Here is a 24,244-nt window from a genome sequence, read left to right on the forward strand (position 1 = left end):
CCAGTTTGGCTCCTGCGCTCGAACCTTACTCCGCCGCGGGGTGTACCAGGCTCTTCGACGCTGGTCCCGCCTCCGCCGGGGCCGACCCATGATGCCCGGTGGTCTCGGCATCCTCGCTGTGCACGATCAGCCGCTTGGCGAAGCGCCAGATCAGGGCGCCGAAATCGTCCATCACCATGAACATCGCGGGCACGAACACCAGCGACAGGATGGTCGAGAAGATCAGGCCGCCGATCACCGCGAGCGCCATCGGCGAGCGGAACTCGCCGCCGGCGCCGACTGCGAGCGCGCTCGGCATCATGCCCGCGGCCATCGCGATCGTGGTCATCACGATCGGGCGGGCGCGTTTCATGCCGGCGTCGATCATGGCTTCCTCGCGCGGCTTGCCCGCGTGAATCGATTCGATGGCGAACTCCACCAGCATGATCGCGTTCTTGGTGACGATGCCCATCAGCATCAGGATGCCGATCCACACCGGCGTGGTGAGCTGCTTGCCGGTGACGAGCAGGGCCGCAATGGCGCCGCCGATCGAGAGCGGCAGCGAGAACAGGATGGTGATCGGCTGCAGGAAGGTGCCGAACAGCAGCACCAGCACGGCGTAGACCATCATCAGTCCCGCCGTGATGGCGGTCGCGAAGCCGTCCGACAATTCGTTCAGGCTTTCGGCGTCGCCGGAGGGCGAGACCTTCACGCCCTTCGGCAGGGTCTTCATGACCGGCAGGTCGTAGATCTTCTTGGTGGCATCGCCGAGCGCGGCGGAGCCGACGAGGTCGGCTGCGACAGTCGCCTGTCGCTCGCGGTCGTAGCGGTTGATGCTGGTGGGCCCCTGGTCGAGCTTGACGTCGGCGATGACCGAGAGCGGCACGCCGCCCTTCTCGCCGCGCTCGCCGAGCGGGACGCGGAGCTGCTCCAGCGTCTTCAGATTGCCGCGGGCGGCATCCTCGAGCTGCACGCGGATCGGCACCAGGCGGTCGCCGACGTCGAACTTGGCGAGCGCAGGTCCGACGTCGCCGATGGTGGCGACACGGATGGTCTGCGACAGGCTTTCGGTGGAGACGCCGAGCCGTGCGGCGAGATCGGCGCGCGGTTCGATGCGCAGCTCGGGGCGCTCCAGCGAGGTCTCCGAGATCACGTTGGCGATGGTAGGGATGCGCTTCATCTGCGTCGCAAGCTCGCTCGCGACGTTGTTGACGATGTTGGGGTCGACACCGGTCACCACCAGCGAGATCGCGCGCAGGCCGTTCTCGTCCAGGAACCAGAAGCGGATATCGGGGACGTTCTCCAGCTCCTGGCTGATCGAGAACTCGAGCTCGCGCTGGGTGATGTCGCGGCTGTCCTTGGGCGTGTAGTTGATGATCAGGGCGGCGCGCCGGACTTCCTGGGTTCCCGGCGGGACGCGTCCGCCGTCGACGAAGATGCTCTTGACCTCGGGCCGCTTGCGCAGGCGCGCGACGATGTCCTCGGTGACCTTTTCGGTGTAGGCGAGCTGGGTGCCCGGCGGCAGCTCGAGCGCAAGCAGCGAGCGGGCGCTGTCCTGGGCCGGCAGGAAGCCCTGCGGCAGCAGCGTGATGCTCCAGATCGAGGCGGCGAAGACGCCGAGGCCGATCAGCACCGTGATGAAATAGTGCTTCACCGACCAGGCCACGATCCCATGATAGGACCGCAAGATGCGGCCGGGCGGCGGCTCCTCATGCGTACTGTGCTTGAGGAAGTAGGCGGCCAGCACCGGGGTGACGAAGCGGGCCGCGAGCAGCGAGAAGAACACCTGCACCGAGACGGTGATACCGAACTGCTTGAAGAACTGTCCGGCAATCCCCGACATGAAGCTCGCCGGTGCGAAGATCGCGATGATGGTCAGCGAGATCGCGATGACCGCGAGGCCGATCTCGTCGGCGGCCTCCAGCGCCGCACGGTAGGGCGACTTGCCCATGTTCATGTGCCGGACGATGTTCTCGATCTCGACGATGGCATCGTCGACGAGAATGCCTGTCGACAGCGTGATGGCGAGAAAGCTGACGAGGTTCAGCGAGAAGCCGAGCAGGTCCATCGCCCAGAACGCCGGGAAGATCGATAGCGGCAGCGAGATCGCGGCGATGATGGTCGCGCGCAGGTCGCGCAGGAACAGGAGCACGATGATGACGGCGAGGATGGCGCCTTCGAACAGGGTCGAGATCGCCGCGTGGTAATTGCCGTTGGTGTATTCGACCGAGGTGTCGATCACCTTCAGGTCGACGTCGGGATAGGCGGCTTTCAGCGCGTCGATGCGCTTCTGCACGGCTTCGGCCACCTTCACGTCGCTGGCGCCCTTGGAACGCTTGATGCCGAGCGCGACCACCGGCTCGCCATTGAAGCGGGCGAAGGTGCGGCGGTCGGCGATGGTGTCGGTGACGGTGCCGAGATCGTCGAGCCGGACCTCGCCGCCGCCGAACAGCGGGATCATGGTGCCGGCGAGATCGCCCAGCGTCTTGGCGCCGGCGAGCGTGCGGATCGCCTGGTCGTTCTTGCCGATCTCGGCGCGGCCGCCGGCGACGTCGACATTGGTGCCGCGCAGGCTCTGGCTGACATTGACCGCAGTCAGGCCCATGGCCTGCAAGCGATCGGGATCGAGCGAGACCAGGATCTCGCGCTCGACGCCGCCGATGCGCTCGACCTGCGCGACGCCGCGCACGCCTTGCAGCGCGCGCTTGACCACGTCGTCGACGAAATAGGAGAGCTGCTCCGGCGTCTTGCCGGGCGAGATCGCGGCATAGGTGACGATCGGCAGGCCGATGACGTCGACGCGCTGGATCAGCGGCTCGGTGACGTTCTGCGGCAGGTTGGAGCGCACGCGCGTCACCGCGTCCTTGACGTCGTTGAGCGCGCGGTCGGTGTTGGTCTCGAGCGCGAACTGAATCGTGGTGACCGACAGGCCGTCGGTGATCGAGGAGGTGATGTGCCTGACGCCCTCGACGCCGGAGACCGCGTCTTCAACCGTCTTGGTGACCTGGGATTCGAGCTCGGCCGGTGCTGCGCCGAACTGCGAGACCGCAACCGAGATCACGGGAATGTCGGCCGACGGCAGCCGCGTCACCGCGAGCTTGGTGAAGGAGGTCCAGCCGAGAATCAGCAGGATGATCGAAAAGACGACAGACGGCAGCGGATGACGAATTGACCATGCCGAGATATTGAGAGCCATCAGCGTACCCGCGTGCGATCGAGTTCATCGGCGAACATGGTCTTGATCTGGTCGCCGTCATGGAGCGAAGAGCCGGCGTCGGCCACGACGATTTCGCCGACCTCGAGCCCTTCCAGGATTTCCGTCGCGCTGTCGGACGACAGCCCGACCCGCACCTTGCGTGTCTCGACGATGTTGCCTTTGACGACCTGCACCGTGAGATGATCGATCGCGGTCTTGGGGATCGAGACGCCGCAGCTTCGCTTGGCGTCGATCGAGGCGCGGGCGAACACGCCGACCTTCAGTGAAGGATTGTTGGTGACGCTGATGCGGACGCGCCCGAGCTGGGTGGTGCGATCGATCTCGGGTGCAACCAGCCGGACCCGCCCGATCAAATCAGGCGCATCGTCGCGGCTGATGCGCACGGTTGCGCCGGAACTGAGCTTGGACATGTGCACCGCCGGGACCTGGGCATCGAGCTCGATCTCGTTGTTGACCGCGATGCGGAACATCGGACCGGCCTGCGGCGAGGCCGGCGCGCCGGCGACGGTGCGGACCTCGGTGATGAGACCCGGCGCGGGTGCTTTCAGCGAGATCGGGCCTTGCGGGCCGGGTCGCTGCGGCTGGCCCGGAATCTGCGGCGGCGCGGTCAGGCGCGCCAGCTCCTGGTTGTCGGTGACCACAGTGCCTTCGCTGACCAGGAGGTCGGTGACCCTGGAGCCTTCCTGGTCGGCAACGACCACCGCCTCGCGGCGCGGCACGAAGAAGCCGGTCACCCGCACCAGGTCGGAGAAGCAGGCATTGGTCGACTTCGTCACGATGACGAGCGCGGTGCTCGGCGTCTCCTTCGGCTCGGGGAGCTTCCGATGCTCGAACAGATAATAGCCGACGCCGAGCACGACGACGAACGCGACGGTTCCGGCCGGCTTGAGATATTCAGTCAAATTCATCGCCGGATCATCCTGACCTGGCTCACGGCCATCCGCGCGAGGCCCAAACAGAGCGTTTCCCTGAAACAAAGCGGCGTCCCGCAAGGCTGCGGGACGCGCTTTGATAGCGAGACCTTACACCACATCACGACTTGTCACTGCAAAGGATTACGTCGTGCTCACTTCGATGCGGTGGTCTTGTTTTCCATGTTGACGACCTGCACGCGGCGATTGACCTCCGCCAGCGGCTGGCTCGGATTCTTGAGCTTGCTCTTGCCATAGCCGACGGTGACGAGATCGGTCGCGGAGATATTGTACTTCTCGACGAGGTAGCGCCTGATCGAATCCGCGCGACGCTCCGAGAGGTCCTGATTGTAAGCTTCGCCGCCGGCGGCGTCGGTGTGGCCCGCGACCACGAAGGTCGAGCCCTTCAGGTCGGGACTGGTCAAGGCACGGCCGAGCGCCTGCACCGATGACAGCGATTTAGCGCTGATATTGGCGGAGTTGTAGTCGAACGTGATTTCGAGATCGATGTTCGGCTTGTCCTTGGCGACCGAAGCGATTTCCTCGCGCTCGGTCGAGGACAGCGAGCGCGTCGAGCGGCCGCGCACGGACTGCAGCAGCTTGGTCTCCGCCGCGTTCGGCGCGGGTTCGGTCTGCGGGCCAATCGAGAGGCCGCGGGTCAGGGGCTTCTTCGGCGCCGGCGCCAGCGCGCGGACGATCTCGTCCTCGGTGACGTTCTTGCTGTTGCCGTCATCGCCCGCGTATACGGCCGAGGTCGGCAATGACAGCGCGGCGCCGACGGTGATGATGGACAGAATCGCGGTAAGCCCTTTTGCAGCCGATCTCATAGCCAGTCCCTCCTGCGCAGCCAGCTCGCGTGCTTCCAAATTCCAGCAACAAGCCCCGGAAAAGGACTGTTGCGGCATCCGCCCATTAGTGTTCCCAGGGCTGTTCAAGGTTCGAGGCGTGGACGGCCTCAACGCAAAAAAATATCAACGCACTCCGTAGCTTGCGAATTCCTGAACGATGTTCGGATCCATCGCCTTGGCATTGGCGATGTCCAGCGCTCCTTCCTGGGCCGAGCCGTTGCGTTGCTTGGCAAGGCCGCGTCCATAGAGCGAGGAGGTCAGGCGTGGGTTGATCTTCAGGGCCGCATCGAAATCGGCGATGGCATTCTTCACCGCGCCCGACTTGAGGTTGACGAGGCCGCGGCTGTCGAGCGCATCGACGAAGTTCGGCCGCAGCCGCAGCGCCTCGTTGCAATCCTTCAGCGCGCCCTGGAGGTCGCCGACCACGGTGCGGGTCCAGCAGCGGTTGTTCAGCGCCTCGACATCCTTCGAATTGATCCGGAGGGTGTCGTCAAAATCCTTGATGGCGAGGTTGTAGGCGCCCTTGCTGGCATAGACCTGGCCGCGCCGGTACAGCGCGTTCACGTCGTCCGGGTTGGCGGCAATCTTGGCGGTCAGGCTCTTGATCGTGGGATCGTCAGCCAGGACGGCGGCGCTCGGCCCGCTGTCCGTGCTCGGCGCGGGAGTGGGATCAATCGGTTTCACCTGCGGTGGTGGCGGGGGCAGCGCGGCCTCGACCTGCGGCTTCGGTGTGGGGGCCGGTGCAGGCGCAGGGGCAGGTGGAGCAGCAGGAGCGGGTGCCGCAGCAGCCGTGTCGGCCGGCTTCGGTGGCGGAGGCGGTGTCGGCGGCGCGGGTGGTGCGGGCGGCGGGTTGTTGGCGACGACGGCCGGCGCAGCGGGAGGCGCAGGCGGCGGCGTCGTTGCCGGACGCGATCCGCCGGCGCCCGGAATGAACGAGAAATCTTCGGCCAATGACGAGGAAATCCACGGCACCTGCTCGCCGCGCGAGGCACGGGTGACGCCCATCTTGGTGCGGTTCAGCGTCTCCTCGGCCATCAGGTCGGGGACGCGGATCTCCTTCAGCAGTTCCTGCACGAACAGGCTGTGCTCGCCGCCGGCGTCCGAGACCACCGAAGCCAGCGCCGCCGAATACATCACCAGGGTGCCGTTGGGCGCGATAACCGGGGTCAGTCCCGCTGAGAAGCTGCGGAACCGACGCTCGAACGGGTTGCGCCTGGAGGCGTCGACCAGCGCGATCTTGACGCCGGCGCCGCGGGTGTTGAGCTCGCCGAGCACTGTCTCGAGGCTGAAACCGTCGCGGCGCACGTCGGATTCCGTCCAGATCTGCGCATCGACCGGCAGCAAGTAGCTCTGGCGCGCCGACTGGATGCCGAAACCGCTGAAGAACACCAGCGCCACCGATCCCGGCTTGATCTTGCCGTAGAGCTTGTCGAAGGCGCGGCGCATGCCGTCGCCGGTCAGGTTCTCGCCGACCTCGACCGAAAAGCCGTCCCGCCTGAGCTCGTCGGCGATGTCGCGCGCATCGTTGATCGGTTCCTTCAACGGAGCATCCGCGTCCGGATATTTGGCGTTGCCGATGACCAGCGCAAAGCGGTCACCGGCCGCAAGCGATGGTGCAGTCGGGACAAGCGAGACGAGCAAGGAGAGAAGAAAAAAGAAGCGAATTTTCATAATCAGCGCGGTCCAGCCAAAAAGGCGCCGTTCCAGCTTGCGCCGCGGCGACCTTAACTTACGCTTCCTGCATTATCAAACCGGGGACGGGGGGCGTCAACCGCTTGGAGATTCGGCATTATCGTGACGATGGACCTGCAACGTAGGGGGCGTGCCGCGAGCGGAATAGACGGGTTTGTCATGACAGTCCTCGGTACCTCGATCCTATCGGCGGCACGTTAGGGCAACCATCGCGGTGAAGATGTGATTGGTCTCACATTGCAGCCCCGCCTCCGCCGCGCCGCCCCACGTTTGACCTTTCCTGCCGGCGATGGCTTGGTGTTGCTCGATCGTCCCACAAGATCCAACTCAGAAAAGCAACACCATGGGAAACGTCTACGAAATCTACGCCTTGCGCTACGCGACGATGTCGCCGCGCACCCCCAGCATGAACTTCCTCCTGCCCGATCCGCATGACAGTGCGGCGCAGGACCTCGATTATTTCGCCTGGCTGATTCGAGGGCACGGCCGCGACATCCTGGTCGACACCGGCTTCAATGCCGAGGAGGCGAGCGCGCGGGCGCGCAAGCTGACGCTCAATCCAGTCGATGCGCTGGAGCGCTTCGGCGTCGCGGCAACAGCCATTCGCGACGTCATCGTGACGCATCTGCACTACGACCACGCCGGCAATCTCGACCGCTTCCCGAGTGCGCGCTTCCACCTCCAGGAGCGCGAGATGGCTTACGCGACCGGGCGCTGCATGTGTAACGGACTGTTGCGACATCCGTTCTCGGTCGAGCACGTCACGCAGATGGTGCGCCACGTCTATGGCGAGCGCGTCACCTTCTATTCCGGCGACGGCGAAGTTGCTCCCGGCGTCACCGTGCACCGTGTCGGCGGCCATTCGGATGGCTTGCAAGTGGTGAAGGTCGAGACCGCGCGCGGCCCGGTGGTGCTGGCATCCGATGCCGCGCATTACTACGCCAATCTGCAGCGCAAGAGCCCGTTCCCAATCGTCTACAATGTCGGCGACATGGCGCAGGGCTGGGAGACGATCGAGCGTCTCGCCGGTCATCCTGACAGGTTCATTCCCGGGCATGATCCGATCGTGACGGAGATCTATCCGCGCGCCAGCGACAAGGTCGACGCCTGGGCGCTGCATCTGCCGCCGTCGCGGTCGTTTGCGAAATGACGATATCGTCACTTTGGAGACAAATGTGGTCACCCGCCTTCCCGGCCTCACGCCGACTCCGCGCCGTCGCGGCCGTGCCTGACCTGGTCCGTCCCTCGTGGTGACGGCGGCGAAGTAGGTTTCGGCAAGTGAGGGTAGCGACTTTCGTCGCTCGGGGCGATGTAAAGCATCGGCCCGGGATGCGCGATCGTGCAAGCCGATTGACGTATTCATCCGTCATTTCTAGGTTGTGCCTGACATTCACAAAGGTGTTCGGCGTGCTTTCAAAACTCAAAAACCTTGCTGCCGACGCCATGAAAGGCGCCAGCGGGCATTTCTCGAAAGCTTCCAGGGCAATTGCCGACCTGGCCGCGAGTCTCGCCGGCCGCGCCGCGGCTGCCGCTGATCTAGGCCGCATTCTCGATATCGTCGAAATGGTCCCGGGCGTCAGTTTCGAGAGGCCTGAGCCTAATGCCGATTATCTCAGTACGCTGCTCGCCGCTGTGCAGATGGGCGAGCTTACGTTGGCCGTGCACTACCGCCAGCAAACTGAAGCTGGCGTGGTGCGCCTGCATCCCATCACAACGGCTGAGGCCAATGCACTGACCGGCTCGGACGACAAATTTTCATCGATGATCCTGGTCGACGGTGAGAACGACAAGCCTGCCATCCAGATGCTGATGAACAGCGAGCATCTGGCAGAAAATTATCGGTACGTCACCGCCGACACTCTGGTCAACGCATTGGCTTTCCCGATCGAGAATGTCAAAGGCGGTTTCATCATTGCCAGGCCGTTTCGTGCAATCGCGCGACCGATCGCAGGATGGCTGCTCAACATCATTTTCGACCAGGGTGAGAAACTACATCGCCGTTTCCGCGGCAACCGCGCCGAAGATCGACCCCCATCACCGTCGATATCAGCGAAGGAGGAAACCGGCGCGGCGAGTGTCTCGATCACGCCGGAAGACAGTGACGTCCAGGCTCGGGTCTCCGATCGAGCCATCGACGACGAGCCGCGGAATGATGGCGTGAATTGATTGAACAGCGTTGAGGGCCGCGCGCTCTGTGGTCTCGTTCGTCGCCACACGCTTCAGCGCTTGAGCGCAGCCCGTTTGCTAGCCCGCGCCCTAATACGCCTGCTTGGCGTCGGCCTCTTCGCTGGTCTGGATCAGGTCAAGGCTCCGCTCGATCTTGCCGAGCAGGGCCGAGAGCTGCTTGCGCTCCTGCGCCGAGAGGCAGGCCAGGATCTCGTCCTCGCGCCGCAGCAATTGCGGGAACAGCTCCTCGTAGAGTTCGTAGGATGGGTTGAGACGGGCGGCGGGCGCGATGTCAATGAGCACCGGCAGGATCCCCACAAGCAACGATATCGCGGGGAGATTTTGGAGCCGCTAGCTCCGGAGGAGAGAATACCGCCAGGTATCCTCCGTCCCCTGCGAGCTTATATGTGGCGACCTCGCGATAGCCGACGGCAGTCAATTCGCAGCGCAAGAGCGCAATTGGCGTGCCGTGCTTCGACGTCGGAAGCTCGAGATCGACAATTCCGACCCGCGCACCCTGCTTCAAGGCGGGCGCGAGATTGTAGAGGAAGGCATAGGGCTGGGCTATCTCGTGATACATATGCACAAGGATTGCGGCATCCAGCGAGGAAGCGGGCAGACGCGGGTCGTGTGGTTCGCCGAGCGCGAATTGCACGTTCGTCAACTTCAGAAGTTCTGTTCGCCTGGCGAGTTCCATGAGGTAATCCCGCGTGACGTCCTGGGCAACGACAGAGCCGGCGGGTCCGACGAGGCGCGAGAGCCTGACCGTGTGGTAGCCACCGCCTGCTCCAATGTCGCCGACTGTCATGCCTGGTTTCAGCTCGAGAATACGTGCGATTTGACCGGCCTCATTGAGGGCATCGCGGTGCTCTTCGGCGGCGCGGCGTGGGCTGACGATCCGTGCAACAGGTCGCTGCGGTGAGGGAAACTCGTTTGCAGCGACTCCAGGGGGAGCCAGATGACCTATGTCAGCGGCGTAGGCGCGAGTTGCGGTAAGCGCCACAAGGAGCATCGCTATATAAGCCAGTGCCGTCACGGCCCTACCAAGCTTCCTCAACCGGACCCCCAAAAGCCGACGTCCGCGGCTCTATGAGTTCCTAATACGCCTGCTTCGCATCCGCCTCTTTGCTGGTCTGGATCAGATCGAGACTCTGCTCGATCTTGCCGAGGAGCACTGAGAGCTGCTTGCGCTCCTGCGCGGAGAGGCAGGCGAGGATCTCGTCCTCGCGCCGCAGCAATTGCGGGAACAGCTCTTCATAGAGAGCGCGGCCCTTTTCCGTCAGCTGCAGGCGGAATTCGCGGCGGTCGGCTTCGTTCTCGACCCGCTCGATCAGGTCCTCGTTGAGCAGCGTGGTCACCGCGCGGCTGATGGTGGATTTGTGCGTGCGGGTGCATTGCGCGATGTACTGCGCGCTACAGGCATCAACGCGGAAGCCGAGTGTGGCGATGACGCGCCAGGCCGGAATGTCGAGGCCATGCCGTTCCTGATATTCCACCGCGAGCGCGGAACTCACCTCCGCCGCCAGCCGGTTGAGGCGGAACGGAACGAACTTGAACAGATCGAGCCGCGCCTTCGGCCGCGCTGAGGCCTGGTCGGCCTGCCGTGTCTTCAGCGCGATGTCGCTGGATGTCCTCGCCAAGGAGAGCGCTCCGAATTCCAGTTGACGGCCGGCCGGCTCCGGTCCAAAATAGTTGCACGTGAGACTATATAGCAGATCGGTCCTCTTCTGACCAGAGCCGAGGTTAGTGTATGGCGCCGGCCAATACGCATCAGGCCAAAACCCAGTTCGGCTATCGCCGTCATCCGGATCAGGACCGCCCCGGGCCGAGCCCCGCGGCGCATCCGGTCGTGATTGTCGGCGCGGGTCCGGTCGGGCTGTCGCTGGCGATCGACCTTGCCCAGCGCGGCCAGCGCGTCGTGCTGCTGGACGATGCCGACCGCATCGGCGAGGGCTCGCGCGCGATCTGCTTCTCGAAGCGGTCGCTGGAATATTGGGACCGGCTCGGCGTCGGCGACCGCATGGTCGAGAAGGGTGTGGTGTGGAGTGTCGGCCGCATCTTTCACGGCGAGTCGCAGCTCTACCAGTTCAATCTCCTGCCGGAAGACGGTCACAAGCGGCCGGCTTTCATCAATCTCCAGCAGTATTACGCTGAGGCCTATCTGGTCGATCGCATCGACGAGCTGCCCGGGATCGACCTGCGCTGGCGCAACAAGGTGACGGCGCTGGAGCGGCGCAACGATTCCGCCGTGCTGACGATCGAAACGCCGGAGGGCGCCTATCGCCTCAATGCGCAATATGTCATCGCCTGCGACGGCGCGCGATCCTCGCTGCGGCAGATGGTTGGTGCGGAATTTGCGGGCCAGGTGTTCGAGGACCAGTTCCTGATCGCGGACGTCAAGATGACCGCGGAGTTTCCGACCGAGCGCTGGTTCTGGTTCGATCCGCCGTTCCATGCCGGGCGTTCGGCGCTCTTGCACCGGCAGCCCGACGATGTCTGGCGCATCGATCTCCAGCTCAACCGTTACGCCGATCCGGTCGTCGAGAAGAAGCCGGAAAACGTGCGGCCGCGGATCGCGCGCATGCTGGGCCACGACAAGTTCGAGTTCGAGTGGATCTCGCTGTACAAATTCCAGTGCCGGCGGATGGACCGCTTCATCCATGGTCGCGTGATCTTTGCCGGCGATTCCGCGCATCAGGTTTCGCCTTTTGGCGCGCGCGGCGCCAATTCCGGGCTCGAAGACGCGGAGAATCTGTCCTGGAAGCTCGATCGCGTGCTGCGCGGCAGATCGCCCGCGAGCCTGCTCGAAAGCTATCACATCGAGCGCAGCGCAGCGGCCGACGAGAACATCCGCGAATCGACGCGCTCGACCGATTTCATGGCGCCGAACTCGCATCAGGAGGCGCGGCTGCGCAAGGCGGTGCTGTCGCTGGCCAAGGAGACGGAGTTCGGCAAGCGCATGGTCAATGGCGGCCGGCTGTCGGTGCCTTGCAGCTACGACTCGCCGCTGTCCTCGCTCGATGCGGATACGTGGCACGGTGGACTGTCGCCCGGCTGTTCGATGCTCGACGCGCCCGTTGCAACGCGCGCCGGCGAGCAGATCTATCTGACGGATGCTTTCCGCGAGGGTGGAACGGACTTCACCTTGCTGTCGTTCAGCAATGGCGCGCCGATCGATGCGCCCTATGGCATCAAGGGCATCCGCATTGGTGTCGAGGACGGACTTGCCGATCCCTCGGGCCTGGTCGCAAAGCGCTACGGCGCCGAGCCGGGTGCCGCCTATCTGCTGAGGCCCGACGGTTATGTCGCGGCGCGCTTCCGCCATCCGACGCGTTCGGCGATCGCGGCGGCGCTGGCGCGGGCCGAAGGTTTGTATTGAGGTTTGGCATGCCGCTCTCCACCAGCTCGAACTTCGCACGCCCTGACGATGCCTTCCGCGCCATCGTCGAGGCGCATCGCGGTCTCACCGAGGAGCAGAGCGCGGATTTCGATGCGGCGCTGGTCCTGATCCTCGCCAATCATATCGGCGATATCGACGTGCTGCGCGAGGCGATCGGGCTCGCCAAGCGCCGCATGATCGACGGCCAGCAGCAACAGCAACAACAATAGCCCTGTGACCCAAAGGACGAATTGATGGCGAAGAACTTCGCATCCACCGGCGATCTGTCCGAGAAGAAGATCACCTTCTCCGAGATCGGCCCCGATCTCTATGCCTTCACCGCCGAGGGCGATCCGAACTCGGCCGTGATCGTCGGCGACGATGGCTGCCTCGTGTTCGACGCCCAGGCGACGCCGGCGATGGCGAACAAGGTGATCGAGCGGGTCCGCACGGTCACCGACAAGCCGATCAAATACGTCGTGCTGTCGCACTATCACGCCGTGCGCGTGCTCGGGGCCTCCGCCTACAAGGCGCAAGGCATCGTCGCCTCGCAGGAGACCTATCGGCTGATCGAGGAGCGCGGCAAGCAGGATTGGGATTCCGAATACGGCCGCTTTCCGCGGCTGTTCCAGGATGCGCAGAGCATCCCCGGCCTGACCTGGCCGACGCTCACCTTCGAGGGCGAGATGACGATTTACCTCGGCAAGCGCGAGGTGCGCCTGATGCAGCTGGGCGCGGGCCACACCTCCGGCGACATCGTCGCCTGGGTGCCGGACGCGGAGGTGATGTTCTCCGGCGATCTCATCGAATATCACTCGGCCTGCTATTGCGGCGATGCGCATTTGCGCGAATGGCCGATGACGCTGAACGAGATCCGCAACTTCAATCCCAAGGCGATCGCGCCGGGCCGCGGCGATGCGCTGAAGGGGACTGCGACGGTGCGCGAGGCCATTGCGATGACGCGCGACTTCGTCACCTCGCTCTATGGTGCCGCCGAAATCTCGGTCGCCAAGGGGCGTACGCTGAAGGAATCGATGGCGGCGACGCGCGAGGTGATGGATCCGAAATTCCATGGCTTCGCCATCTACGAGCACTGCCTGCCGTTCAACGTGTCGCGCGCCTATGACGAAGCGTCGGGAATCGACGATCCCGTGATCTGGACCGACAAGCGCGACCAGGAAATGTGGGCCGCCCTGCAAGGAGGAGGATAGTCATGAACATCAATACCTCGCCTGACCAGATCATCCGCAGCTCGGCCCAGGTGACGCCGGGCTACATGTCCGGCTTCGGCAACAGCTTCGAGACCGAGGCGCTGCCCGGCGCGCTGCCGATCGGGCGCAACTCGCCGCAGCGTTGCGCCTACGGGCTCTATGCCGAGCAGCTCTCCGGCTCGCCCTTCACCGCGCCACGCGGCACCAATGAGCGCTCCTGGCTCTACCGCATCCGTCCTTCGGTGAAGCATTCCGGCCACTTCGAGAAGGTCGATGCCGGGCTGTGGCGCTCGGCGCCGTGTCATGAATACGATCTGCCGATCGCGCAGCTGCGCTGGGATCCGACGCCGCTGCCGAAGGAGGAGGTCACCTTCGTCCAGGGCGTGCAGACCATGACGACGGCCGGTGATGTGAACACGCAAGCGGGCATGGCCGCACATGTCTACCTCATCACCAAATCGATGGTGGACCAGCATTTCTACAATGCCGACGGCGAGCTGATGTTCGTGCTTCAGCAGGGCAATCTGCGCCTCGTCACCGAGTTCGGCCGCATCGATGCCGAGCCCGGCGAGATCGTGGTGATCCCGCGCGGCGTCAAGTTCCGCGTCGAGATTCCGAACGGGCCGGCGCGCGGCTATCTCTGCGAGAATTACGGCGGCGCCTTCACGTTGCCGGAGCGCGGGCCGATCGGCGCCAATTGCCTCGCCAATGCACGCGACTTCCTGACACCGGTTGCGTGTTACGAGGACAAGGACACGCCGACCGAGCTCTACGTGAAATGGGGCGGGTCGCTGTTCAAGACCACGCTGCCGCATTCGCCGATCGACGTCGTCGCCTGGCACGGCAATTACGCGCCCTACAAATACGATCTGCGCACCTTCTCGCCGGTCGGCGCGATCGGCTTCGACCATCCCGACCCGTCGATCTTCACGGTGCTGACCTCGCCCTCGGAGACCGCGGGCACGGCAAACATCGACTTCGTCATCTTCCCCGAGCGCTGGATGGTCGCGGAAAACACCTTCCGTCCGCCCTGGTATCACATGAACATCATGAGCGAGTTCATGGGCCTTATCTACGGCGTCTACGACGCCAAGCCGCAGGGCTTCGTCCCCGGCGGCATCTCCTTGCACAATTGCATGCTGCCGCACGGGCCCGACCGCGACGCCTTCGAGCACGCCAGCAATGGCGAACTGAAGCCGGTGAAGCTGACCGGCACCATGGCCTTCATGTTCGAGACCCGCTACCCGCAACGCGTCACCGCACACGCGGCGAAGTCCTCGACGCTGCAGGACGATTACGCCGATTGCTGGAAGGGCCTCGAAAAGCGGTTCGATCCGAGCAAGCCGTAGTCTCGCTTACCCTCCCCTGGAGGGGAGGGTCGCTACGCATGCAGCGAAGCGGAATGCGTAGCGGGGTGGGGTGACGGTCTCTCCCTCGAGGCGGTGCCCGTGTTGAGAGATCACCCCACCCCGTCTCATATTTCGCTGCGCTCAATATGAGCCGACCCTCCCCCTCCAGGGGAGGGTGACACCATCACCGCTGTGCCACGGGAAACCAATGCCCCACCCCAACGACCCCAGCCTCCGCTCCTTCATCGAGGTCGATCCCGCCTCGGACTTCCCGATCCAGAACCTGCCTTACGGCGTGTTCTCGGCGAATGGATTGGCGCCACGCGTCGGTGTTGCCATTGGCGACTACATTCTTGATCTCTGGGAGCTCGAGCAGGATTCCCGGCTCGATGTCGGCCCACTCGGCGTGTTCTCCGGCCCCTCGCTCAATCCCTTCATGGCACTGGGGCCGAAGGTCTGGACCAAGACGCGGGCGCGGATCAGTGAGCTCTTGCGCGCGGATCATCCGGAGCTGCGCGACAACGAGGAGCTGCGCAGCCGCGCGCTCGTGCCGATGCGGGATGCCAAGCTGCATCTGCCCTTCGCGGTCTCCGGCTATACCGATTTCTATTCCTCCAAGGAGCACGCCACCAATGTCGGCGTGATGTTCCGCGGCAAGGACAACGCGCTGCAGCCGAACTGGCTGCACATGCCGATCGCCTATAACGGCCGCGCCTCCACCGTCGTGGTCTCCGGCACCAGGGTGAAGCGGCCGCGCGGGCAGCTGAAGCCGCCGAATGTGGAGCTGCCGAGCTTTGCGCCGTGCAAGCGGCTCGATTTCGAACTGGAGATGGGCGTCGTCATCGGCCAGCCGTCGCCGATGGGCGGCATGCTCAGCGAGCAACAGGCCGAGGAGATGATCTTCGGCTTCGTGCTGCTCAACGACTGGAGCGCGCGCGACATCCAGCAATGGGAATATGTGCCGCTCGGGCCGTTCCTCGCCAAGGCGTTCGCGACCTCGATCAGCCCCTGGGTGGTGACGCGCGAGGCGCTGGAGCCGTTCCGCCTGAAGGGGCCGGAGCAGCAGCCGGTGCCGCTCGACTATCTCAGGCAGACCAAGCCGCAGAACTACGATGTCGCGCTCGACGTCTCCTTGCGCGCCGCCGGCGCCAATGCGCCCGCCAGCATCAGCCGCACCAATTTCAAATACATGTACTGGTCCTCGGTGCAGCAGCTGATGCATCACGCCTCAAGCGGCTGCGCCATGAATGTCGGCGATCTCCTTGGCAGCGGCACCATCTCCGGCCCCGAGAAGAACCAGCGCGGCAGCCTGCTCGAGATCAGCTGGAACGGCACCGAGCCCGTCGAACTGCCCGGCGGCGCCAAGCGCTCGTTCCTGGAGGACGGCGATAGCCTCGTGATGCGCGGCTGGTGCCAGGGCAACGGCTATCGCGTTGGGTTCGGTGAGGTCGAGGGAACGATTGTGGCGGCGGAGTGAATGCCGCGCGCTCGATCTCGTAGGGTGGGCAAAGCGTAAGCGTGCCCACCGTTTCTATCGCGATAGCCGAGAGATGGTGGGCACGGCGCAAGAGCGCCTTTGCCCACCCTACGAGGCCTACCGCCTCTCCGGCGGCACGTCGCGCACCCGCGCACAATGCGCCGCGACATCCTCCACGCTGTACTTCAAATGCACCCGCTGGTCGGACGGCGCCTGCTTGCTGGTGCACACGCCCGGCCGCCATTCCTGTGTCGGCCTGATCGGGCGCGGGGCAAAACCGCCGCCGCAGTTCGGGCAGACGTTGAACAGCCTGGTCTCGACGCAGTCCGCGCAGAACGTGCATTCGTACGAACAAATCCGCGCATCCGTCGCATGAGGCGGCAGGTCGCGGTCGCAATATTCGCAGTTCGGTCGAAGCTGGAGGGCCATGGCTGAATCTCCGAAAGTCAGGCCCGGATTATCGCAGACAGTGCGAAAAGCGCGAATGTCATAGTTCCCTCGATTTCAGCCCGGCTTGATCTCCTTGAGCGGCAGCTTCGCGCTTTCCTTGAGACGGTCGAGCACGATCGAGGAGCGCACATGCGCCACGCTCTGGTGCGGCATCAGGACGTCGTTGACGAGGTTGGAGAGGCCCTTGAGATCGCGCAGCACGGCTTTCAGCACATAGTCGGCATCGCCCGTCAGCGAATACGCCTCCTGGATCTCGTCGATCCGGTTCACCAGCGCACGAAAACGCTTGGAGTTGTCCGGCGAGTGGGTCGCGAGTCCGACCTGGATGAAGGCGATCACGCCGAAGCCGAGCGCCTCGCTGGAGAGATCGGCGTGATAGCCCGATATCACCTTCTCCTCTTCCAGCCGCATGCGCCGGCGCGAGCATTGCGAGGCGGATAGTCCTGCGAGATCGGCGAGCTCCTGGTTGGTGAGGCGGCCGTCGTCCTGCAGCGCGGTCAGGATCTTGAGGTCGAACGCGTCCACGGAGATCATGCGTATTATGTCCATTTTATGCACGGATCGTGCATATGATAGCCAAATCCTATCCCGTTTGCACGCCTCTTGCGCGCCCCATGAAGGATAGTTCCTGCCAGCAGCCATTTGGGAGAACGCCATGGGTCCGTTTCCGCACGATGCACCGCCGGCCACTATTAGCGCCGACAATCCGATGGGCACCGACGGCTTCGAGTTCGTCGAATACGCCCATCCCAATCCGGACGAGCTGCACGCGCTGTTCAAGCTGATGGGCTATGCGCCCGTCGCGCGCCACAAGACCAAGAGGATCACGGTCTACCGCCAGGGCGACATCAACTATCTCGTCAACGAGGAGCCGGGCACCCACGGCTATGAGTTCGTCGCCGCCCACGGCCCCTGCGCGCCATCGATGGCGTTCCGCGTGGTCGATGCCAAGGCGGCCTATGACCGCGCGATCGCGCTCGGCGCCGAGCCGGCCGACGTGTCATCGGCGCAGAAGACGCTTCAAGTCCCCGCGATCAAGGGCATCGGCGGCAGCCTGCTCTATCTGGTCGATCGTTACGGTGACAACGGCTCGGCCTATGATGCCGAGTTCGAATGGCTGGGCGCGCGCGATCCCAGGCCGGTCGGCGCCGGCCTGTTCTATCTCGACCATCTCACCCACAACGTCCATCGCGGCCGCATGGATGTCTGGGCCGGCTTCTACGAAAAGCTGTTCAACTTCCGCCAGATCCGCTTCTTCGACATCGAGGGGCGCGCCTCCGGCCTGTTCTCGCGCGCGCTGACCAGCCCGGACGGCAAGATCCGGATTCCGATCAACGAGGACGCCGGCGAGTCCGGCCAGATCGAGGAATATCTGAAGACCTACCGCGGCGAAGGCATCCAGCACATCGCCTGCGGCTGCCGCGACATCTACCGCACCATCGAAGGCCTGCGCGAGGCCGGCCTGCCCTTCATGCCGTCACCGCCCGACACCTATTTCGAGAAGGTCGACACGCGCCTGCCCAAGCACGGCGAGGACGTCGCACGTCTCAAGAAGAACGGCATCCTGATCGACGGCGAAGGCGTGGTCGAAGGCGGCCAGACCAAGGTGCTGCTGCAGATCTTCTCGGCCAACGCGATCGGCCCGATCTTCTTCGAGTTCATCCAGCGCAAGGGCGACGACGGATTCGGTGAGGGCAATTTCAAGGCCCTGTTCGAATCGATCGAGGAGGATCAGATCAGGCGCGGCGTGCTGAAGGTGGATGCGGCGTAGGTCGCCGCGATAGCCACGCTGTCTCGTCACGACAGGTGTCGTCCCGGACAAGCGTAAGCGCAGATCCGGGACCCATACCGCGGAATTCTTCGATTGTGTTCGGTCGGAGTACCGAACCACGAATCTTCGCCAAACCCAATCCTGTGGTTATGGGTCCCGGATCGGCGCGCGCTTATAGCGCGCTTGTCCGGGACGACAGCGGGGTTTGACGCGGCAGCGAGAGCCTAACGCCCGGCCCACGCCTTCGTCACCGCATCAATCTCCACCGCCTCCGGCTCGCGCACGGCCGATGGCGTGCGTGAGAATCTCGGCGCGGGGGCCGGTTGCTTCACACCGTGGCGTTCGACGAAGACGTTGCGGGCGACCATGTGCGGATGCTGTGTCGCTTCCGACATGGTCAGCACCGGCGCAAAGCAGATGTCGGTGCCTTCCATGATCCTGCACCAGTCCTCGCGTGTCTTGCTCTTGAATACGGCCTTCAGCTTCTCCTTCAGCGCCGGCCAGGCCTTGCGATCCATCTGCGCGTCGAAATCCGCGTCCGTCAGGCCCGCGTGCTCGCGCAGCAGCGCGTAGAATTGCGGCTCGATCGAGCCGATCGAAATGAAGTGCCCGCAAGCGCATTCATAGACGCCGTAGAAATGCGCGCCGCCGTCGAGGAAGTTCTGGTTGCGCCCCTCGGTCCAGCGTCCCATCGTGGTCATGTCGAAGAAGAACGACATCAGCGACGCCGCGCCGTCGCACATCGCGGCATCGACCACCTGGCCCTTGCCGGACTTCGAAGCTTCCAGCAGCGCTGCGAGCACGCCGACGACGAGATAGAGCGCGCCGCCGCCGAAATCGCCGACCAGGTTGAGCGGCGGCACCGGCGCTTCCTTCGTGCCGATCGCAGCGAGCGCGCCGGTGATGGAGATGTAGTTGATGTCGTGGCCGGCGGCGTTGGCGAGCGGGCCTTCCTGACCCCAGCCGGTCATGCGGCCATAGACCAGCTTCGGGTTGCGCGCGAGCACGATTTCGGGCCCGAGCCCGAGCCGCTCCATCACGCCGGGACGGAACCCTTCAATCAACGCATCGGCGCTGGCCAGCAGGTCGAGCACCTCTGCGATCGCGGCCTTGTCCTTGAGGTCGAGCTCGATCACCTTGCGGCCGCGGCCCGCCACCGACTTCATGCTCTTCTTCGCGCCGACGCGGTCGAGCGTGACGACGTCGGCGCCCATGTCGGCCAGCATCATGCAGGCGAACGGACCGGGCCCGATGCCGGCGAACTCGACGATGCGGAAGCCCGAGAGCGGGCCGGAAGTGCGGACGGAGGAGCCTTCTGATTTTTTTGGGGCTGATTGATCGAGCACTTTGTTGTTTCCTCGGGTCGCGGGCGGATGCCGGTGATCCGGCAATTGCCTCGGACGTTCCTCTGTGGGCGAGTTAATTGAGCGATTAACTTTTCCCGCCTTCGCTCCAGCGAGGCAAGCGGTTTTCATGCCGCATGGCCAAAATAAAACGGCGCGCACCGAAGTGCGCGCCGCGGAAAATTTGTGCTGAGACGCTGGAGCGCTCTATTCGAGCATGATCTTGCCGGAAAACCGCTTCACACTTTTCCGGATCATGCTCAGCCCGCAGCAGCCACCGCCCGCTGCGCCATCACCTTGACCAGGTTGGCCCGGTACTCCGCCGTGCCATGGATGTCAGCGAGCAATCCGCTCGCCGGAATGCTGACGCTGTCGATCGCTGCCGGCGACCAGTTCGCCTTCAGCGCGGCTTCGATCGCAGGCACCCGCATCACGCCATTCTGCGAGGCGCCGGTGGCGGCCACCCGAACCTCGCCCGACTTGGTCTGCGCGACGAACACGCCGGTCAGCGCGAAACGCGAGGCCGGATGCGGCATCTTGGAATAGCCCGCTTTCGCCGGAACAGGGAACGACACGGCGGTGACGATCTCGCCGTCCTCAAGCGCGGTCGTGAACAGGCCCTTGAAGAAATCGGCGGCCGCGATCGACCGCTTGTTGGTCTTCACGGTCGCATCGAGCGCGAGCAGTGCGGCCGGATAGTCCGCGGCGGGGTCGTTGTTGGCGATCGAGCCGCCGATCGTGCCGCGATAGCGCACGGCGGGATCGCCGATCAGCGTCGCGAGGTAGGCGAGCGCCGGAATCGCCTTCTTCACGACGTCGCTGGTCGCGACGTCGTAATGCGGCGTCGCAGCCTTGATGGTCAGCGTGTCGCCCGAGGCCTCCACGCCGATCAGCTCCTTGATCTTGGCAAGGTCGATCACGTCGGAGGGGCTGGCGAGGCGCTGCTTCATGACCGGCAGCAGGGTTTGGCCTCCGGCGAGGAATTTCGCCTCGGTGCCCTTGGCGAACAGGCTGGCGGCCTCGTCGACTGTGGAGGCGCGATGATAAGTGGTCTGGTACATCTTGGCTCTCCCTCTTAAGCCGCGTGGATCGTGCGCCACACCCGATCGGGGGTTGCGGGCATTTCCAGATTGTTCTTGCCGATCGCATCCGTGATCGCGTTGATCACGGCCGCCGACGCGCCGATTGCGCCGGCCTCACCGCAACCCTTGATGCCCAGCGGATTGCCCGGGCACAGCGTCGTGGTGTGGGAGAGGTTGAACGACGGCACGTCGTCGGCGCGCGGCATGGCGTAATCCATGAACGAGGCCGTGACCGGCTGGCCGTTGGCATCGTAGATCGCGTGCTCGAGCAGCGCCTGCCCGATGCCCTGCACAAGGCCGCCATGGACCTGGCCCTCGACGATCATCGGGTTGATCAGCCGGCCGAAATCGTCGGCCGCGACGAAGTTGATGAACGAGGTCTTGCCGGTGCCGGGATCGACCTCGAGCTCGCAAATATAGGCGCCGGCGGGGAAGGTGAAATTGGTCGGGTCGTAGAAGGCGCTCTCCTTCAGGCCCGGCTCCATCCCGTCAGGCAGGTTGTGCGCGGTGTAGGCCGCGAGCGCGACCATCGGCAGGGCGATCGCCTTGTCGGTGCCGGTCACCTTGAACTCGCCGTTCTCGATGACGATGTCGGCTTCCGACGCCTCCAGCGCATGCGCCGCAATCTTCTTGGCCTTGGATTCCATCTTCTCCATCGCCTTCAGGATCGCGGTGAGGCCGACGGCCGCGGAGCGCGAGCCGTAGGTGCCCATGCCGAACTGCACCTTGTCGGTGTCGCCATGGACGATCGAGACCTGGCTGATCGGGATGCCCAGGCGGTCCGCCACCAGCTGGCAGAAGGTGGTCTCGTGACCCTGGCCGTGGCTGTGCGATCCCGTGAGGATCTCGATGGTGCCGACGGGGTTGACGCGGACCTCGGCCGATTCCCACAGGCCGACGCCGGCGCCCAGGCTGCCGACCGCCTTCGACGGCGCGATGCCGCAGGCCTCGATGTAGCAGGACACGCCGATGCCGCGCAGCTTGCCTTGTGACTTTGCCTGCGCCTTGCGTGCGGCGAAGCCGGCATAGTCGATCGCCTTCATCGCGGCATCGAGCGAGGCGTTGAAGTCGCCGGTGTCGTAGGCCATGATCACGGGCGTCTGGTGCGGGAACTGGGTGATGAAGTTGGTCCGGCGCAATTCCGCCGGATCGACATTCAACTGCCGCGCCGCCGTTTCCATCAGCCGCTCGATCAGATAGCTCGCCTCGGGCCGGCCCGCGCCGCGATAGGCATCGACCGGCGTGGTGTTGGTGTAGACGCCGATCACCTCGGCATGGATCGCCGGGATGTTGTACTGGCCCGACAGCAGCGTCGCGTAGAGATAGGTCGGCACCGAGGACGAGAACAGCGACATGTAGGCGCCGAAATTGGCGTAGGTCTTCACCTTCAGGCCAATGATCTTGTTGTTGGTGTCGAAGGCCATCTCGGCATGGGTGATATGGTCGCGGCCATGCGCGTCGGTGAGGAAGGCCTCGGTGCGGTCGCCGGTCCATTTCACGGGACGCTCGACCTTCTTCGAGGCCCACAGCGCCACCATCTCCTCGGGATAGATGAAGATCTTGGAGCCGAAGCCGCCGCCGACGTCGGGCGCGATCACGCGCAGCTTGTGCTCGGGGGCGATGTTGTAGAACGCCGACAGCACGAGGCGGGCGACGTGCGGGTTCTGCGAGGTCGTATAGAGCGTGAAGTGCTCTTCCGCCGCGTCGTAATCGGCGATCGCCGCGCGCGGCTCCATCGCGTTCGGGGCGAGGCGGTTGTTGGTGACGTCGAGCTTCACCACATTGGCGGCCTTGGCGAAGGCGGCATCGGTGGCGCTCTCGTCGCCGATCACCCAGTCATAGACCTGGTTGCCGGGGGCCTCGGGGTGAAGCTGCGGCGCGCCGGCCTTGATGGCGGCGTGCATGTCGGCGACCGCGGGAAGCTCCTCGTAATCGACGACGACGGCTTCCGCCGCGTCGCGCGCGAGATTCTTGCTCTCGGCGATCACGACGGCGACGGCCTGGCCGACGAAGCGCACCGTCTCGGGCGCCATGGCCGGCCATGCGCCCATCTTCATCGGGCTGCCGTCCTTGGAGGTGATGGCCCAGCCGCAGATCAGGTTGCCGACCTTGTCGTCGACGAGCTGCTTGCCGGTGAGCACCGCGACCACGCCCGGCATCTTCAGTGCGGCGGACGAGTCGATCCCCTTCACCTTGGCATGCGCGTGCGGGCTGCGGATGAAATAGGCATGGGTCATGCCCATCAGCTTGATGTCGTCGACGTAACGGCCCTTGCCGGTAATGAAACGCTTGTCTTCCTTGCGCACGACGCGCGCGCCGATGCCTTCAACACCCATGTCTGGTCCTCCCGACCGGAATTTGTTGACCTGCGCTTTCCCTCGAAAGCGGCAGTGGTTTTCTTGTCGCGGCGGCCGCTTTACTCGGCCGCCTGCGCAACCTTCATGCGTCCGGCCGCATCCAGCACGGCTTTCACGATATTGTGGTAGCCGGTGCAGCGGCAGATATTGCCCTCGAGCTCGTGGCGGACGGTGGCCTCGTCGAGCTGGCCACCATGGCGATGCACGATGTCGATCGCGGACATGATCATGCCGGGGGTGCAAAAGCCGCACTGCAGGCCGTGATTGTCGCGGAAGGCAGCCTGCATCGGGTGCAGCTCGTCGCCCTTGGCAATGCCCTCGATGGTGGTGATGCTGGCGCCGTCGGCCTGCCCTGCCAGCATGGTGCAGGATTTCACCGCACGGCCGTCCATGTGCACGACACAGGCGCCGCACTGGCTGGTGTCGCAGCCGACATGGGTTCCCGTGAGATTGAGGTGATCGCGCAGGAGCTGGACCAGCAGCGTGCGGTCCTCGACGTCGACAGCAACGGCCTTGCCGTTGACCGTCAGTTTGACTGTAGACACTTGAAGTCCTCCCAGAGTGATTTTGATTGGTTCTAATTAGAGACAGCGCGAGCGAAACTTTGCAACTGGGATTTTGGTGACCGCCCGTCATGTAAAAGACATCAGGCGGCCGTCGCAGTCGTACGATCCGGTCGCGACATTCCGCGCCGCCGCCAGTGCGTGGCGCGACCTTGCAGGAAGCTTGCGGAGAAGCGCGCTCCTCCATCTGCGATGGCGCGTTCGACGGCCATCATGCGGAGCGCTTGTCCTGGTGGCGCGAGCCTTGGTCATGCTTGCCACTTGCCACTGGACCCGGCCCGGCCGTGCGTCGTTTCTCCCTTGATGCCTCGTTCGTTGCGCGAAATAGGAACACGCGCTCACGCCTTTGTAATCGCGATCTTGGTAGTAGGCGGCGACGGTCTAAGTCATTGATTTTGCTTATGGCGATGCAGCGAAGCCGCGCCCGCACGAGGCTCGCCGGCTAGGAC

Annotated in this window: 20 protein-coding genes and 1 pseudogene; 8 read left to right on the forward strand and 13 right to left on the reverse strand. The window is 64.4% G+C overall.

Annotated features, from left to right (window positions below):
• Positions 1 to 25: 25 nt before the first annotated feature.
• The 4 genes from JQ566_RS31655 to JQ566_RS31670 all read right to left on the reverse strand — a co-directional run bounded on the left by JQ566_RS31655 (position 26) and on the right by JQ566_RS31670 (position 6,626).
• Positions 26 to 3,175 carry an efflux RND transporter permease subunit gene (locus tag JQ566_RS31655; RefSeq protein ID WP_212379695.1) on the reverse strand — a complete coding sequence of 1,050 codons (3,150 nt, stop codon included), beginning with the start codon at positions 3,173 to 3,175 and terminating at the stop codon, positions 26 to 28.
• Complete coding sequence (locus JQ566_RS31660; protein ID WP_212379697.1) at positions 3,175 to 4,104, reverse strand: RND family efflux transporter; 930 nt, start codon at positions 4,102 to 4,104, stop codon at positions 3,175 to 3,177. Before JQ566_RS31660 ends, JQ566_RS31655 begins: the two co-directional genes overlap by 1 nt.
• A 158-nt stretch (positions 4,105 to 4,262) precedes the next feature.
• Positions 4,263 to 4,934, reverse strand: coding sequence for an OmpA family protein (locus JQ566_RS31665; protein ID WP_212379699.1), 672 nt, complete (start codon positions 4,932 to 4,934; stop codon positions 4,263 to 4,265).
• A gap of 144 nt (positions 4,935 to 5,078) precedes the next feature.
• Complete coding sequence (locus JQ566_RS31670) at positions 5,079 to 6,626, reverse strand: caspase family protein (protein ID WP_212379701.1); 1,548 nt, start codon at positions 6,624 to 6,626, stop codon at positions 5,079 to 5,081.
• Positions 6,627 to 6,990: 364 nt separating this feature from the next.
• On the opposite strand from JQ566_RS31670, the gene JQ566_RS31675 reads away from it, so the two are divergent.
• Positions 6,991 to 7,797, forward strand: coding sequence for an N-acyl homoserine lactonase family protein (locus JQ566_RS31675; protein ID WP_212379703.1), 807 nt, complete (start codon positions 6,991 to 6,993; stop codon positions 7,795 to 7,797).
• Positions 7,798 to 8,054: 257 nt separating this feature from the next.
• Positions 8,055 to 8,813, forward strand: coding sequence for a hypothetical protein (locus JQ566_RS31680; RefSeq protein WP_212379705.1), 759 nt, complete (start codon positions 8,055 to 8,057; stop codon positions 8,811 to 8,813).
• A 90-nt stretch (positions 8,814 to 8,903) separates the two neighbouring features.
• Here the strand turns inward: JQ566_RS31680 and JQ566_RS31685 are convergent.
• From JQ566_RS31685 to JQ566_RS31695, 3 genes and pseudogenes are all read right to left on the reverse strand, one after another.
• A pseudogene (locus JQ566_RS31685) lies at positions 8,904 to 9,068 on the reverse strand (MarR family winged helix-turn-helix transcriptional regulator); the annotation flags it as partial.
• 37 nt (positions 9,069 to 9,105) lie between these two features.
• A complete protein-coding gene (locus JQ566_RS31690; RefSeq protein ID WP_212379746.1) occupies positions 9,106 to 9,825 on the reverse strand; it encodes a class I SAM-dependent methyltransferase in 720 nt (239 codons plus the stop codon).
• Positions 9,826 to 9,910: 85 nt separating this feature from the next.
• On the reverse strand, positions 9,911 to 10,453 hold the full coding sequence (locus JQ566_RS31695; protein ID WP_212379707.1) for a MarR family winged helix-turn-helix transcriptional regulator: 543 nt from the start codon (positions 10,451 to 10,453) through the stop codon (positions 9,911 to 9,913).
• Between the two features lie 110 nt (positions 10,454 to 10,563).
• Between JQ566_RS31695 and JQ566_RS31700 the strand changes: the two genes are divergently transcribed.
• The 5 genes from JQ566_RS31700 to fahA all read left to right on the forward strand — a co-directional run bounded on the left by JQ566_RS31700 (position 10,564) and on the right by fahA (position 16,229).
• Positions 10,564 to 12,192, forward strand: a complete 1,629-nt coding sequence (locus tag JQ566_RS31700) for an FAD-dependent oxidoreductase (protein ID WP_212379709.1) — start codon at positions 10,564 to 10,566, stop codon at positions 12,190 to 12,192.
• A gap of 8 nt (positions 12,193 to 12,200) precedes the next feature.
• Positions 12,201 to 12,422: a DUF2783 domain-containing protein gene (locus JQ566_RS31705; protein WP_212379711.1), complete on the forward strand. Its 222-nt coding sequence runs from the start codon at positions 12,201 to 12,203 to the stop codon at positions 12,420 to 12,422.
• Between the two features lie 24 nt (positions 12,423 to 12,446).
• Positions 12,447 to 13,403, forward strand: a complete 957-nt coding sequence (locus JQ566_RS31710; protein ID WP_212379713.1) for an MBL fold metallo-hydrolase — start codon at positions 12,447 to 12,449, stop codon at positions 13,401 to 13,403.
• Positions 13,404 to 13,405: 2 nt separating this feature from the next.
• Entirely contained in the window at positions 13,406 to 14,752 is a 1,347-nt protein-coding gene (gene hmgA, locus JQ566_RS31715; RefSeq protein ID WP_212379716.1) for a homogentisate 1,2-dioxygenase, read from the forward strand.
• 208 nt (positions 14,753 to 14,960) lie between these two features.
• The gene (gene fahA / locus JQ566_RS31720) at positions 14,961 to 16,229 is read left to right on the forward strand and encodes a fumarylacetoacetase (protein ID WP_212379718.1); all 1,269 of its coding nucleotides are present in this window, start codon (positions 14,961 to 14,963) and stop codon (positions 16,227 to 16,229) included.
• Between the two features lie 117 nt (positions 16,230 to 16,346).
• Here the strand turns inward: fahA and JQ566_RS31725 are convergent, their stop codons facing one another.
• Positions 16,347 to 16,658 (reverse strand): DUF1272 domain-containing protein, encoded by a 312-nt coding sequence (locus JQ566_RS31725; RefSeq protein ID WP_212379720.1) that lies wholly within the window; start codon positions 16,656 to 16,658, stop codon positions 16,347 to 16,349.
• 75 nt (positions 16,659 to 16,733) lie between these two features.
• Positions 16,734 to 17,213 carry an Lrp/AsnC family transcriptional regulator gene (locus JQ566_RS31730; RefSeq protein WP_167407263.1) on the reverse strand — a complete coding sequence of 160 codons (480 nt, stop codon included), beginning with the start codon at positions 17,211 to 17,213 and terminating at the stop codon, positions 16,734 to 16,736.
• 121 nt (positions 17,214 to 17,334) lie between these two features.
• On the opposite strand from JQ566_RS31730, the gene hppD reads away from it, so the two are divergent.
• On the forward strand, positions 17,335 to 18,450 hold the full coding sequence (gene hppD / locus JQ566_RS31735) for a 4-hydroxyphenylpyruvate dioxygenase (protein WP_212379722.1): 1,116 nt from the start codon (positions 17,335 to 17,337) through the stop codon (positions 18,448 to 18,450).
• Between the two features lie 224 nt (positions 18,451 to 18,674).
• Here hppD and JQ566_RS31740 read toward each other — a convergent pair whose 3' ends face one another.
• The 4 genes from JQ566_RS31740 to JQ566_RS31755 form a co-directional block, all read right to left on the reverse strand.
• Positions 18,675 to 19,796, reverse strand: a complete 1,122-nt coding sequence (locus tag JQ566_RS31740; protein ID WP_212379724.1) for a CaiB/BaiF CoA transferase family protein — start codon at positions 19,794 to 19,796, stop codon at positions 18,675 to 18,677.
• Positions 19,797 to 20,053: 257 nt separating this feature from the next.
• Entirely contained in the window at positions 20,054 to 20,854 is an 801-nt protein-coding gene (locus tag JQ566_RS31745; RefSeq protein ID WP_212379726.1) for an FAD binding domain-containing protein, read from the reverse strand.
• 14 nt (positions 20,855 to 20,868) lie between these two features.
• A complete protein-coding gene (locus tag JQ566_RS31750; RefSeq protein WP_212379728.1) occupies positions 20,869 to 23,211 on the reverse strand; it encodes a xanthine dehydrogenase family protein molybdopterin-binding subunit in 2,343 nt (780 codons plus the stop codon).
• A gap of 80 nt (positions 23,212 to 23,291) precedes the next feature.
• Positions 23,292 to 23,777: a (2Fe-2S)-binding protein gene (locus JQ566_RS31755; RefSeq protein ID WP_212379730.1), complete on the reverse strand. Its 486-nt coding sequence runs from the start codon at positions 23,775 to 23,777 to the stop codon at positions 23,292 to 23,294.
• Positions 23,778 to 24,244: the final 467 nt, after the last annotated feature.

Origin of the sequence: Bradyrhizobium sp. SZCCT0231 (genome assembly GCF_018130245.1) — a bacterium.
Classification (GTDB): domain Bacteria; phylum Pseudomonadota; class Alphaproteobacteria; order Rhizobiales; family Xanthobacteraceae; genus Bradyrhizobium; species Bradyrhizobium japonicum_F.